This is a genomic window from Alistipes senegalensis JC50 (assembly GCF_025145645.1).
GTDB classification, from domain to species: Bacteria; Bacteroidota; Bacteroidia; order Bacteroidales; family Rikenellaceae; genus Alistipes; species Alistipes senegalensis.
This window is the reverse complement of record NZ_CP102252.1, coordinates 2,506,305-2,520,255: the sequence shown is the minus strand read 5'-3', so window position 1 is coordinate 2,520,255 and position 13,951 is coordinate 2,506,305. Positions and strand designations below refer to the sequence as shown.

Sequence of the window (13,951 nt, the reverse complement as noted above, 5' to 3'; positions counted from 1 at the left end):
AATGCGTGAATCATGAAAACAAGAAAGATATATCTCGCTTCGCTTCTCCTCGCCGCAACGATGGCCACGGCCTGCGAGGAGTGGCTGAAAATAGAGCCCGAATACGAAATCACCGATACGGACCTCTACAAGAACACCGCCGGCTACTACAAAGTCGTCAACGGCCTCTACCGCCAGATGTCGGATTTCGCGCTCTACGGCAAGGAACTCTCGTGGGGCATGACCGACGTGTGGGCGCGCTACTACGCCATCGACCCCGCCAGCGACTACAAGTCCTATCCCCAGATGTACGATCTGGAATACGAGGCCAAGGAGGCCGCGTCGCTCGCCTCCGCGGCCTGGGGCGCCGGTTACAAGATCATCGCCCAGGCCAACGACCTGATCGCGCACACCGAGAAGACCGACGACGGATTCTTCACCAACGAAGAGATCGACCGCAATACGATCCTCGGCGAAGCCTACGCCATCCGCGCCATGATGCACTTCGACCTGATGCGCCTGTTCGGAGCGTCGATGGAGGTCGATGCCGACGGACGCTACATCCCCTATGTCGAGACCTATCCTTCGACGGTCAACCCGCCGATCCCAAACCGGGAATTCATGGAAAAGACGATCGGCGACCTGGTGAAGGCCCGCGACCTGCTCAAAACGTTCGACGTTGAGGTCAACCCCTCCTACGCCACGTCCACGGCCTACCGCTTCTTCGGTTCGAGCAATCCCGCGCAGGGCAAATTCTACAACAACCGCGGCACCCGGCTGAACTACTACGCCGTGACGGTGCTGCTGGCCCGCGCCTGCCTCTGGGCCCAGAAGACCGACGATGCGCTGACCTATGCGCAGGAGATCATCGACCTGGTGACCGCCAAGACCTTGCAGTTCTCCACCTCGGGATCGATCCTGAGCGTCCCCAAGATGTTCGACGACCTGCTCTTCGGATTCTATCAGGAGAAACTGACGGAAACGTTCGAGCCCTACGTCAACAATACCAACTCGCGCCGGCTGACCATCGACGACAAGACTTTCTTCACCACGCCGACGAACGACAAGCGTTCGGGTTTCATCAAGACCTCGACCAATTTCCTCACGAAATACACCGTCAACGTCTCCGATGAAAAGGACAAGATCGTCCCGAACATCCGTATCAGCGAGGCTTACTACATCGCCGCCGAATGCCTTTACAAGACCGACATGAAGACGGCCGCCGCCGACTTGATGGTCGTGCGCAAGGCCCGCGGCTACTCGTCGCCCGTGCTTTCGGGCACGATGACCGAAGATGCGTTCTGGGAGGCCCTGACCTACGAATACCGCAAGGAGTTCATCGGCGAGGGGCAGCTCATCTTCTTCTACAAGCGCACCAACCGTCCGATCACCTTCTCCGAAGGCAAATTCGACCACAAGGGCAAACTCACCCTGCCGGTTCCCGACAGCGAAAGTGCGATCTAACCGATGAAACACATGAAAGCAGACACGATGAAAAAGACGACAGCCATACTTGCAGCGGCAGCGGCATTGGCCATGACCGCCTGCAACAAGTCGGAGATTCTCGCTCCGACCGACCAGCGATACATCTACATGTCGTATCCGGAGAGCGGGAATCCGGTTTTCAATTTCTCGTTCATCTCCACGACCAAGGAGACCGTGCAGATCGCCGTGCCGATCAAATTCGCCGGACGGCCGCTGACCGAGGACCTCTCCTACGCCCTGAAGGTCTACCCCGGAGACGAGCAGACGACGCTGAAAGCCAACGAAGAATACGAACTCCCGGAGCTGGTTTTCCACAAGGAGAGCTTCCTCGACACGATCTTCGTCACGGTCCACAAGACCTCCCGGATGGAGAACGGCACCTACAACCTCAAATTCAGCCTCGAAAGCAACGAGAACTTCTTCGCTACGCAGACCGGATTTCTGGAGGCCGAACTCCGCGTCACGGCGCAGATCGCGCAGCCTTCGTGGTGGAACCAGTCGGTCGTGGATTTCTATCTGGGAACATACAGCGACAAAAAGTTCGGACTGTTCTCGCAGAATATCTTCACGGGCGACTACGGCGAACTGAGCGACAGCGAAAAACGGTTCTATGCGCTCAAATTCAAGTACTGGCTCGCAGAGAATCCCCAGACGGAGGAGGACGGCACACAGATGAAAGTGGCGATCCAGGGTTAACCATTAAAAGAGACAGACTATGAAACGATATCTATTTCTGATTCCGGCCGTCGTGGCGGCGCTGCTGACCGGATGTTACAGCGACGACACGAACACCGACTACAAGACGCTCGACCTGCCGGTGATCGACAACCCGGAAAACGACCTGGCGCTGTTCGTCCCCAACCGGGCCTACAAGATCAAACTCGCCGACCGCTTGCAGATCACGCCCAACGTCGTCTACAAGAACATGAACGACCTCTCGTACCGCTGGGTCATCGACGGCAGGGAGGTAGCCACGACGAAGGACCTCGACTGGGAGTGCGACATGGAAGCCAACCGGGTCTACTGCTATTTCGAAATTCACCGCAACTCCGCGGGAAACTCCACGATCTTCCCTTTCAGCATCGAACTCGATCAGCCTTACGTGACGGGTTACAACCTGTTGGTCGAAAAGGACGGGGCGCTGCGCTACGACTTTATCAGCTATACCGTGGCGGCGCTTTACACGTTCGACTACTACGAGAACGGCGCCGGCATCCAGATTCCTTTCACGGGCGACAACCCCCGCTTGCAGGAGTACTGGTCGTGCGAAAAGTCATCCGTCATCGGCAAAGAGATGTTCCTCGACGACGATCCGGAGAACTGCGCCTCGTTCAGCGGCGAAACCCTGCTGCACGAAATGACGCTGAAGCAAGAGTTCCTCAATGAGGAGTTTCCGGAGAACTTCCGGGTGAAGGACTTCATGCACGGCGGCTTCATCAGCTACGTGATGGCCGACGACGGGCGTGTCTTCCAGCGCAAGGGCTCGCGCATCTACTATACGGGACATTTCCTCGACCTGCCGGTGCGTTACGACGGCAAGCAGATCAACGGGGTGAAATTCATCACGGCGCGCTACGCCGAAGGCTACGGTCTGATCTACGACCAGACTGAAAACGGCGGCCGTTTCCTGGTGGCCAATCTCGATTACAGCACCTCCGAGGCGGATTCCGGCGAAAGGGCGGGAAATATCACGGAGTTCCCCGACGACAGCGGCATGAGCGGCATCACCGACTACGAGTTCATCGACGGCTGGTTCATCAAGGACGCCAACGTCATGGCCTATCCCCCGCAGTCGGGCGTCATGATGCTGTTCCGCAAGAAGTCCGACGGCAAATATTACACGCGCGAGGTGAAGATCTCCTACACGCCGAGAACCTCGGCCGTAGAGATGTCGGAGGTCTACGAAGAGGTTTACCGCGAACTCCCCGAGTTCGGTCCCGACAGCAAGACGTGCGTCATCCGCATCGACGGAGGCAGCTACTACAAGTCGGGTTACATGTTCTACACCGCGGCGTCGAATCCGCGCAAAGTGCTGGTCAAGGAGCGCACGGCGACGGGAGCTCCCACGGAGTTCCACACGTTCGATCAGGATGTCGTGGCCATTGTCGAAGGTACGATGAAAAGCAATAATTGCTATATGCTCTTCGCATTGGCCGACGGCACGGTGATGATGTACACCACTTCGAACCGGAACGTGGGTTCGGGCGTGAACTTCCTCACCTTCGAGGAGGAGCGCGTCATCGAAGAATACCGGATCGACGGCAAAATCCGCTGGGCCGGATTCAAATACGGCAACATCTCGAACTTCTGATCCGCGGAGCATAGCCCTCGGAAAAACGCAATTTCGGGCAGGTACGACGGAGAGTTTTCGCTCTCCGCGGCCTGCCCGAAATATTTTGCCCCGGGGCCGCCGCTCCCGGCGCCGGGAGGGGTCAGATACCGCCCCCGTCCTCGAAAGTCGAGATGCTCGCACGCCCCTGAACGACCCGCGAACAGGGCGGCAGATCGGTCGTCTGCCAGACGTTGCCGCCGATGACCGAATCGTGGCCGATCCGCACGCGGCCCAGAATCGAGGAGTTGGAATAAACCACCACGCGGTCTTCGAGAATCGGGTGGCGCGGTTCGCGGAGGATGTTGCCCGCGGCGTCGAACTTGAAGCTCTTGGCGCCGAGCGTCACGCCCTGATAGAGCCGCACGTGGTCGCCGATGACGCACGTTTCGCCGATCACGACACCCGTACCGTGGTCGATGCTGAAATATTCGCCGATCTCGGCACCGGGGTGTATGTCGATGCCCGTGGCCGAGTGGGCCGCCTCGGAGATCAGTCGCGGGAGGATCGGCACGCCGAGTTGCAGCAGGGCGTGCGCGAAGCGGTAGTGGGTCATGGCTACGAGGGCCGGATAGCAAAGGATCACCTCTTCGTAGCTCGCGGCCGCAGGGTCGCCGTCGAAGACGGCCTTCACGTCGGTTCCGAGCCGGCGGCGCAGTTCGGGCAGCAGCTCCAGCAGCTGTCCGGCGACCCGCTCGCCGAACCGCCCGGCGTCCGGATGCTCCCCGCGGCGGAAGATGGCGCAGGCCCGGGCGCTCTGGCGGGCGAGAATGGAGTAGAGGTCGCCGAGGAGCCCGCCGAGCGGTTCCGAGTCGAAATACCCGGCGAAGACCGCCGAGCGGAAAAGCAGCAGGGCACGTTTCAGTTCCGCGGGGTCGATACCCGCCGAAGCGGCCGCAGGGATGTGGGCATCCGGCGCTGCGAGGGCTTCGGCGATCCGCCCGAAGCGCATATCGGAGGATGCGGGGTTCATAGGCGGATATCGGTTTTGTATTCGTCGAAAGCGTACAGCAAGGTCGAAAGATAGCGTTCGCCCGTGTCCGGCAGCAGCACGACGATCGTTTTGCCGCGGTACTCCTCCCGTTTGGCCAGTTGCAGGGCCGCGTATGCGGCGGCTCCGGACGAGATGCCGACCAACAGCCCCTCGCGCGAGGCCAGCAGCCGCGCCGTAGCGATGGCTTCGTCGTCGGCGACCGGCACGACGAGATCCACAACCGAGGGATCGTAGTTCCCGGGAACGAAGCCGGCGCCGATACCCTGTATCTTATGGGCCCCCGGGGCTCCGCCCGACAGCACGGGAGAGGCGGCCGGCTCCACGGCCGCAATCCGTACCGCGGGATTCAGCTCTTTGAGCCGGCGGCCTGTGCCGCTGACGGTTCCGCCCGTGCCGACCCCGGCCACGAAAAGGTCGATTCCGCCCTCGGTGTCGCGCCAGATCTCCTCGGCGGTGGTGCGGTAGTGCCGCGCGGGGTTGGCGGGGTTCTCGAACTGCTGGAGGATGACCGAGCCGGGAATCTCCTCACGGAGCACCTGCGCCCGGGCGATGGCCCCCTTCATCCCCTCGGCGCCGGGGGTGAGGACCACTTGCGCGCCGTAGGCCGCCACGAGCCGCCGGCGCTCGACGCTCATCGTCTCGGGCATGGTCAGAATCAGCCGGTAGCCCTTCAGGGCGCTGACCAGCGCCAGCCCGACGCCCGTATTTCCGCTCGTGGGTTCGATGATCGTGGCTCCGGGACGGAGTGTGCCGTCGGCTTCGGCCCGCTCGACCATCGCCAGGGCGACGCGGTCCTTCACGCTTCCCGCGGGATTGAACAGTTCGACTTTCGCCACGACCCTCGCCACAGCGCCCGCATCCCGGCCCAGACGCTCCAATTCGACCATCGGCGTATCGCCGACAAGTTCCAGAACGGAATTCACAATTTTCTTCATAATTTCCGGTTTTTCTTGAAAAACAAAAAAGCGGCAGACAAACGTCTGCCGCCGAATCTATAAAACGATAGGAATTACCTCATTGAATCACTTCTTCCACATTTCAACCCTGCCCGGCAGCAGACACGACGAATCGCAACGACAACAGATCGCCGCTGCACAACACATCGTATTTTTTACTGCCAGCATGAAAAACACAGGGTTCAATCGGAAGCAAATATAAATCATTTTTTCGAGAAATCCAATCATTTCTTCTTCGTTCCGGCCCGAAGGCCGCGATCAGCGCTCCTTTCGGCTCTCGAGGTAGTGGCGGTATTCGACCGGAGTCACCTTGATGAACTGGGGCGCATAGCGTTCCCACTCTTCGAGCATCCTGCGTCCTATGAGGCTGTCGGTGTGACGGACGTGCGCCGCGATCAGCCGATGGAGTTCCTCCCGGTCGTCGGCGTTGTCCAGCAGGGTCAGTTCGACCATCTCCATGTTGCAGTAATAGTCGAAATCTCCGCGCGGGTTCCAGACGTAGGCGATGCCGCCGCTCATGCCGGCCGCGAAGTTGCGCCCGGTCTGTCCGAGCACGGCCACACGGCCTCCGGTCATGTATTCGCAGCCGTGGTCGCCCACGCCCTCGACGACGGCCGTGGCGCCGCTGTTGCGCACGCAGAAGCGTTCGCCGACCCGTCCGTCGATGTAGGCTTCGCCGCCCGTCGCCCCGTAGAGCAGGGTGTTTCCGGCAATGACGTTCCCTTCGGCCGCGAAGCGCGACCCGGCGGGCGGAACGACGACGATCCGGCCGCCGGAGAGGCCCTTGCCGAGATAGTCGTTGGCGTCGCCTTCGAGGCGGAACGAGATTCCCGGCGCGAGGAAGGCCCCGAAACTCTGCCCGGCGCTTCCGCGGAACGTGACCGAAAGCGCTTCGGCCGGAAGGCCCCCGCGTCCGCACTTCCGCGTGACGTATCCGCTGAGCATGGCGCCGACGCTGCGGTCCGTATTGGCGATCGGGAAGGTCTGCGAAACGCTCTTCCCGTCCCGGAGAATCCGGTCGGCCAGCGGCAGCAGCAGCTGGTCCGGAACCTCGGCCAGCGCGTGTTCCTGCGGCAGGCGGCAGCGGATGTCGGCATCGCCGGCGGGCCGGTGGAGCAAACGCCGCAGATCGAGCCGTGCGACGGGGCTCTCCGGCGGTGCGGTGCGCTGGCGCAGCAGGTCGCTGCGCCCGATCAGATCGTCGAGACGCTCGTAACCCAGCTCCGCGATGCGGCGGCGGATGTCCTCGGCCAGCAGCCGGAAGTAGTTGATCAGCCGGTCGGCAGTCCCGGTGAAGCGTTCGCGCAGCTGCGGGTCCTGCGTCGCCACGCCCATCGGACAGGTGTTGGTATGGCACTTGCGCAGCATCCGGCATCCCAGCGCCACGAGCGCCGCCGTGCCGAATCCGTACTCCTCGGCCCCCAACAGGGCGCTGACCAGCACGTCGCGGGCGCATTTCAGCTGCCCGTCGGCTTGCAGACGCACCCGGCCGCGAAGCCGGTTGAGGACGAGCGTCTGCTGAATCTCCGCAAGTCCGATCTCGACCGGAACGCCCGCGTATTTCATCGAATCCGCGGGGCTGGCACCCGTACCGCCGTCGCAGCCGCTGATCAGAATCTTGTCGGCCTTCGCCTTGGCAACGCCCGCGGCGATGGTTCCCACGCCGCTCTCGGCCACCAGCTTCACGCTGACGAGCGCTTCGGGATTGACATTCTTCAGGTCGAAGATCAGCTGGGCCAGGTCCTCGATCGAATAGATGTCGTGGTGAGGCGGCGGCGAGATGAGCGTGATGCCGGGAATCGAGTGGCGGGTGCGGGCGATCATCTCATCGACCTTGAAGCCCGGCAGCTGACCTCCCTCGCCCGGCTTCGCGCCCTGGGCGACCTTGATCTGAATCTCGTCGGCATTGACCAGATACTCCGCATCGACGCCGAAACGCCCCGATGCGACCTGCTTCACCGCACTGCGCAGCGACGTGCCGTCGGGAAGCGGAGTGTTGCGGGCGGGGTCCTCGCCCCCTTCGCCGGTGTTGCTCTGACCGCCGATGCGGTTCATCGCGGCCGCGAGCGTCTCGTGGACCTCGCGGCTGATGGCGCCGAACGACATCGCCTCGACGACGAAACGCCGCATGATCGCCTCGGCGGGTTCGACCCGCTCCAGCGGTATCGGAGCCCGGGGGCTGACGATCTCGATCGCATCCCGCAGAAACGCAGGCGTATCGGCGTGCTCGGCGTGGCGGGTGAATTCGGCGAACTTCTCCGGATCGCCCGTCTGCGCCGCGGCCTGGAGCGAGAGCACCGTGGCGGGATTCCAGCCGTGGAACTCGCCGTCGCGGCGGTAGGCATAGCGCCCCACGTTTTCGAGCGGTTCGTCGGCGGCTCCCGGGGCGAATCCCAGCGCGTGCATGGCCGAAGCCTGCCGGGCCACGTCGTCCGGACCGATGCCGCCGATCGACGAGATGCCGCCGCCCATATAGCGTCCGAGCAGCTTCTCGCCGACGCCGAGCGGTTCGAACAGCGCGGCGCCCCGGTAGCTGCGGATGGTCGAGATGCCCATCTTGGACATGATTTTCAGCATCCCCTTGTCCACGGCCTTGATGTAATGACGCTCCGCAGCCTCGAAGTCGAGCTGCAACTCCCCGGAGGCGGTCAGCGCCTTGAGAATGGCGAACGCCATGTAGGGATTGACCCCGCTGGCGCCGTAGCCCATCAGCAGGGCGACGTGCATCGTTTCGCACACCTCGCCGCTCTCGACGATCACGGCGATCTGCGAACGTTTGCGGCGGGATATCAGGTAGTGGTGCACAGCCGACATGGCCAGCAGCGAGGGGATGGCGGCATGCGCGGCATCGACGCCGCGGTCGCTGAGGATCATGTAGTTGTATCCGTCGTCCACCGCCTTTTCCGCAGCCCGGCACAGTTCGCCGAGCGCCTTTTCGAGCGCCGCGCCGTCGCCGCCGACCGGGAAGAGCATCGGCAGCGTGATCGTGCGGAATCCCTTGTATTCCAGATGGCGCAGGATGTCCAAATCGCGGTCCGAAATGATCGGCGAGGACATCATCACCACTTTGCACAACTCCGGAGAGGGTTTCAGAATGTTCTTGCGCACGGCGCCGATGTAGCTCGTCAGCGACATAACCAGCTCCTCGCGGATGGAGTCCATAGGCGGGTTGGTGACCTGGGCGAACTGCTGGCGGAAGAAATTGAAGAATCGCTGGGGTTTCCGCGACAGCACGGCGATCGGCGTGTCGTCGCCCATCGAAACCAGCGGTCCGGCCGCAGCCGCAGCCATCGGCCGGATGATGCGGTCGATCTCCTCCCGGTCGTAGCCGAAGGCGCGCAGCAGCTGGGGGTAATTCTCCACCTCGTGCGTCACGCTGCGTCCGCTGGTGATGTTTTTCAGAAGGATGCGGTTGTCGTGCAGCCACTCGTCGTAGGGGTGTTCGTTGGCCAGCCGGCTCTTTATCTCGTCGTCGAACAGAATCTGCCCCTGCTCGGTATCGACCATGACGATCTTGCCCGGCTCCAGACGCCCTTTCGACTCGATGTCGGCGGCCGGAATGTCCAGCACGCCCGTCTCGGAGGCGATGACCATCAGCCCGTCGCGCGTGATGAGATAACGGGCCGGGCGCAGGCCGTTGCGGTCGAGCATGCCGCCCGCATAACGGCCGTCGGAGAAGATGACGGCCGCAGGACCGTCCCAGGGAGCCATGAAGATGGAGTGGTATTCGTAAAAGCTCTTCAGCTTCTTCGAGAGCGGGTTCTTCTCGTTGAAGCTCTCCGGAACGAGCATCGCCAGCGCATGCGGCAGCGACATGCCGCCGCGCAGGAAAAATTCGAGCGCATTGTCGAACGACGCGCTGTCGCTCATCCCCGGCTGGATGATCGGCCCGAGGCCGCCCTCCGCATCGCCGGCGAACTCGGGGTGGAGCACCGCCTCGCGCGTCCCCATCCAGAGCCGGTTGCCGCGGATGGTGTTGATCTCGCCGTTGTGCCCGATCAGCCGGAAGGGCTGCGCGAGGCTCCACGTCGGGAAAGTATTGGTCGAAAAACGCGAATGCACCAGAGCGATGGCGCTCGAAAAGTAGGGGCTTTGCAGATCGGTGAAGTAGTGGCGCAGCTGGCGGGAGGAGAGCATCCCCTTGTAGACGATCGTCCGGGTCGAGAGACTGACGATGTAGCAGCTCTGCTTGTCGCGGATGGCGGAGCCGGCCAGCCGGAATTCGATCCGCTTGCGGACGATGTAGAGCAGCTCTTCGAGCCGTTGGCGGTCGTCGCACCCCACGATGAAGAGCTGCCGGATGACGGGCTCCGTCGCCGCGGCGTCGGCGCCGAGGATCGAACTGTCAACGGGAACGTTGCGCGACGCCGTCAGACGAAGCCCCTGCTCCTCGACGACCTCCGTCACCAGCTGCATGAAAAGCTGCTGGTCGGCGCCGTCGCGCGGCAGGAAGACCATGCCGACGCCGTAACGCCCCTTCTCGGGCACGGGAATGCCGTTCAGCAGAATGAATTCATGGGGAATCTGCACCAGAATACCCGCGCCGTCGCCGGTCTTGTTGTCCGAGCCTTCGGCTCCGCGGTGCGCCATATGCTCGAGGACGCACAGCCCCTGTTCGACGACCGAATGGTATTTGTTTCCGTTGATGTTGACGACGAGTCCGACGCCGCAGGCGTCATGCTCGCATTCCGGGCGGTACAATCCTCCGTCCGGCATAGTTTGTTCTCTGTTCATAGGGCAACCTGATCTAACCGCTACAAATATAACGATTTCTGAAAAAAAAGAGCTGTTTCGGCGCATTTGTTTTGAAATTATTTTAATAATGCCTATATTTGCAACGGATACAATACAGCGGCAATCATGCGAAAAACATCTCCGGATACACGCAACGACCGATGGTCGATCACCATCGAATCTGCCGCCTCACGACAGCGCTGACACGACGCCACAGGGAAATCGACCCTCGTGGCGTTTTTCTTTCCGGCTTTTCGCCTGCGGCGGAAAGACCCGGGTCCGCAAATCCGGGATTCCGAGAAATTCCCAAACCCAATCCAATATATTATTATGAAGAAAATCGAAGCTGTCATCCGTCGAACGAGGTTCGAGGAGACGAAGGAAGCCTTGCTGGAAAACGGCGTGGAGTGGTTCTCCTACGTCGATGTGCGGGGCTCGGGCCACGCCCGCAACCGCCGCGTCTACCGCGGCGTGATGTACGAAACGGACATCATCGAGCGCATGATGCTGATCCTGATCGTCCGCGACGAACTGTGCGACAAGGCCATCGACACGATCATCCGCACGGCGCGCACGGGCGAGATCGGCGACGGGCGCGTCTGGGTGTCGGACATCGACCACTATTACAGCATCCGCACGGGACGCTGCGACGAACAGATCAACCACAAGCGCTCGCCCGAAGAGATGGCGGCCGGGACTCCGGAGAAAAAGTAAATACGAACGAAGGTTAGGTTAAGATTTCAGGTTATGGAAAACACGATGGACATCACGGCCCGCATCGACGGGCTCTCTTCGGCCGCAGACACCATCTGGGTGCTGCTGGCGGCAATTCTTATCTTCATGATGCAGATGGGCTTCGCATCGGTGGAGGCCGGCTTCACACGGTCGAAGAACACGGCCAACATCCTGATGAAGAATCTGCTCGACTTCTGTTTCGGGGCTTTGCTGTTCTGGCTTCTGGGCTTCCGGCTGATGTTCGGTGCCGACGCGTTCGCCGGGCTGCTGGCCAATCCGTTCGCACCCGGCGCCTCCATCCCGGACAACATTCCGCAGACCGCGTTTCTGATCTTCCAGACCATGTTCTGCGCCACGACGGCCACCATCGTCTCGGGAGCTATGGCCGAACGGACGCAGTTCAGGGCCTATTTCGTCTATTGCATCTTCATCTCGGCGCTCGTCTACCCGCTGGCCGGACACTGGACCTGGGGCGGCGGCTGGCTGGCCGCCCTGGGTTTCCACGACTTCGCCGGATCGGCCGTAGTGCACTCCGTGGGCGGATGGCTGGCGCTCGTAGGGGCGGCGCTGGTCGGCCCGCGCATCGGGAAATACAAGAACGGGAAACCCCGGGCCATCCTCGGGCACAATCTGACCATCGCCACGCTGGGCGTCTTCATCCTCTGGATCGGCTGGTTCGGATTCAACCCCGGCAGCACGGTGGGCATAGCGACCCCCGCCTTGCAGGAGAGCGCCTCGCAGGTCTTCATGAACACCAATATCGCCGCTGCGACGGGTGCGCTCACCGCATTGTTCGCGGCCTGGTTCCGTTACGGAAAGCCGTCGTTGTCGCTGTCGCTCAACGGGGTGCTCGCCGGCCTGGTCGGCATCACGGCCGGCTGCGATGCGGTGACGCCGGCCGGCGCGGCGGCGATCGGCATTCTCTGCGGCATGGCGATGGTCTTCGCCGTGAACTTCTTCGACGCCGTCGTGAAGGTTGATGACCCCGTGGGCGCGATCTCCGTGCACGGAGTGTGCGGTTCGCTGGGAACCGTGCTGACCGGAGTGTTCGCTACCGACGGCGGTCTGTTCTACGGCGGGGGCTGGCGGATGCTCGGCATTCAGACGCTCGGAGCCGCCGTCTACGCCGCATGGGCGCTCGTCTGCGGCCTCATCCTCTTCGGAACCATCCGCAGCACGATCGGACTGCGCGTCGATCGCCGCATCGAAGAGGACGGACTCGACTACTACGAACACGGCGAAACATCCTACAACAGCTGATCCGGGCAGCCTCCGGAGCGTTCCGATCAGCGCACGGCGGCGTCCAGCGCCTGTTCGATGTCGGCGATCAGGTCATCGACATGCTCCGTGCCGACGGAGAGGCGCACCGTGGCAGGCGTGATCCCCTGCGCGGCCAGCTCCTCGGGCGAAAGCTGCGAGTGGGTGGTCGTCGCCGGGTGGATTACCAGCGACTTCACGTCGGCGACGTTCGCAAGCAGCGAGAAGATCTCCAGCGAGTCGATGAAACGGTGCGCCTCCTCCTGACCGCCGCGGATCTCGAAGGTAAAGATCGAGCCGCCGCCCTGCGGGAAATACCTTTCATAGAGCGCGTGGTCGGGATGGCCGGGCAGCGCCGGGTGGTTCACCCGGACGACTCCGGGATGGTGCGACAGGTACTCCACCACCTTCAGGGCGTTCTGCACGTGCCGCTCGACACGCAGCGAGAGAGTTTCGAGCCCCTGCAACAGAATGAAGGCGTTGAAGGGCGAAAGCGCGGCGCCCGTGTCGCGCAGCAGGATCGCCCGGATGCGCACGGCATAGGCCGCAGCGCCGGCCGCTTCGGTGAAGCGCACGCCGTGGTAGCTGGGATCGGGTTCGGAGAGCTGCGGGAATTTGCCCGAGGCGGCCCAGTCGAAGCGGCCCGAGTCAACGATCACGCCGCCCAGCGACGTGCCGTGGCCGCCGATGAACTTCGTCGCCGAATGCACGACGATGTCGGCTCCGTGTTCGATGGGGCGGATCAGGTAGGGAGTTCCGAACGTATTATCGACGATCAGCGGAATCCCGTGGCGGTGTGCGACGGCGGCCACCGCTTCGATGTCGATGACGTTCGAATTGGGATTTCCCAGCGTCTCGATGAAGATCGCCCGGGTCTCGGGGCGCACGGCCCGCTCGAAATTCGCAACGTCCGACGGATCGACGAAAGTCGCCGTCACGCCATAGGTCGGCAGCGTATTCGCCAGCAGGTTGTAGGTGCCGCCGTAGATGGTTTCGGCCGCAACGATGTGCTCCCCCGCGCGGGTGATATTCTGAAAGGCGTAGGCGATGGCCGCGGCTCCCGAGGCTACGGCCAGCGCCGCGACGCCGCCTTCGAGCGCGGCGACACGCTCCTCGAAGACCGACTGCGTCGGGTTGGTCAGGCGTCCGTAGATATTGCCGGGGTCCTGCAATCCGAAACGGGCGGCGGCGTGCGCCGAGTCGCGGAAGACATAAGAGGTGGTCTGATAGATCGGCACCGCACGTGCGTCGGTCACGGGATCGGGCCGCTCCTGGCCCACATGGAGTTGCAGCGTTTCGAAGTGGAGATTTTCGCGTTTCATAGCCGTAAGAGTTAATATCGTTCAACACTTGCAAAGCTACGATCTGCAAATTTTTCAAACAAGAAATCCGAAAAATATGGAAAATATCGCTATTTTTACACCCTAACACAGAAAATAACCGCGGACCGGCCGCCGAAAAACGGCTCCGGAAAGAATTTTA

General features: G+C 62.1%; 9 protein-coding genes. 5 read left to right on the top strand and 4 right to left on the bottom strand.

The window, feature by feature from the left end; genetic code table 11:
• Nucleotides 1-12 precede the first annotated feature (12 nt).
• Genes NQ519_RS09885 through NQ519_RS09875 form a run of 3 tightly spaced genes read left to right on the top strand, consistent with a single transcriptional unit; the run spans nucleotide 13 to nucleotide 3,775 of the window.
• The gene (locus tag NQ519_RS09885) at nucleotides 13-1,443 is read left to right on the top strand and encodes a RagB/SusD family nutrient uptake outer membrane protein (protein WP_147513222.1); all 1,431 of its coding nucleotides are present in this window, start codon (nucleotides 13-15) and stop codon (nucleotides 1,441-1,443) included.
• Nucleotides 1,444-1,446: 3 nt separating this feature from the next.
• The gene (locus NQ519_RS09880; RefSeq protein WP_259810562.1) at nucleotides 1,447-2,160 is read left to right on the top strand and encodes a DUF4843 domain-containing protein; all 714 of its coding nucleotides are present in this window, start codon (nucleotides 1,447-1,449) and stop codon (nucleotides 2,158-2,160) included.
• A 19-nt stretch (nucleotides 2,161-2,179) separates the two neighbouring features.
• Nucleotides 2,180-3,775: a PKD-like family lipoprotein gene (locus NQ519_RS09875; RefSeq protein ID WP_019151312.1), complete on the top strand. Its 1,596-nt coding sequence runs from the start codon at nucleotides 2,180-2,182 to the stop codon at nucleotides 3,773-3,775.
• A 121-nt stretch (nucleotides 3,776-3,896) separates the two neighbouring features.
• On the opposite strand, the gene NQ519_RS09870 is transcribed toward NQ519_RS09875, so the two are convergent.
• The 3 genes from NQ519_RS09870 to gltB all read right to left on the bottom strand — a co-directional run bounded on the left by NQ519_RS09870 (nucleotide 3,897) and on the right by gltB (nucleotide 10,477).
• Complete coding sequence (locus tag NQ519_RS09870; protein WP_019151313.1) at nucleotides 3,897-4,766, bottom strand: serine O-acetyltransferase; 870 nt, start codon at nucleotides 4,764-4,766, stop codon at nucleotides 3,897-3,899.
• Nucleotides 4,763-5,722, bottom strand: coding sequence for a cysteine synthase A (gene cysK, locus NQ519_RS09865; RefSeq protein WP_019151314.1), 960 nt, complete (start codon nucleotides 5,720-5,722; stop codon nucleotides 4,763-4,765). Before cysK ends, NQ519_RS09870 begins: the two co-directional genes overlap by 4 nt.
• A 279-nt stretch (nucleotides 5,723-6,001) precedes the next feature.
• The gene (gltB, locus tag NQ519_RS09860) at nucleotides 6,002-10,477 is read right to left on the bottom strand and encodes a glutamate synthase large subunit (RefSeq protein WP_044118760.1); all 4,476 of its coding nucleotides are present in this window, start codon (nucleotides 10,475-10,477) and stop codon (nucleotides 6,002-6,004) included.
• 330 nt (nucleotides 10,478-10,807) lie between these two features.
• Between gltB and NQ519_RS09855 the strand changes: the two genes are divergently transcribed.
• Nucleotides 10,808-11,191, top strand: coding sequence for a P-II family nitrogen regulator (locus tag NQ519_RS09855; RefSeq protein ID WP_019151316.1), 384 nt, complete (start codon nucleotides 10,808-10,810; stop codon nucleotides 11,189-11,191).
• Nucleotides 11,192-11,224: 33 nt separating this feature from the next.
• On the top strand, nucleotides 11,225-12,472 hold the full coding sequence (locus tag NQ519_RS09850) for an ammonium transporter (protein WP_019151317.1): 1,248 nt from the start codon (nucleotides 11,225-11,227) through the stop codon (nucleotides 12,470-12,472).
• A gap of 26 nt (nucleotides 12,473-12,498) precedes the next feature.
• On the opposite strand, the gene NQ519_RS09845 is transcribed toward NQ519_RS09850, so the two are convergent.
• Complete coding sequence (locus NQ519_RS09845) at nucleotides 12,499-13,791, bottom strand: O-acetylhomoserine aminocarboxypropyltransferase/cysteine synthase family protein (RefSeq protein WP_019151318.1); 1,293 nt, start codon at nucleotides 13,789-13,791, stop codon at nucleotides 12,499-12,501.
• Nucleotides 13,792-13,951: the final 160 nt, after the last annotated feature.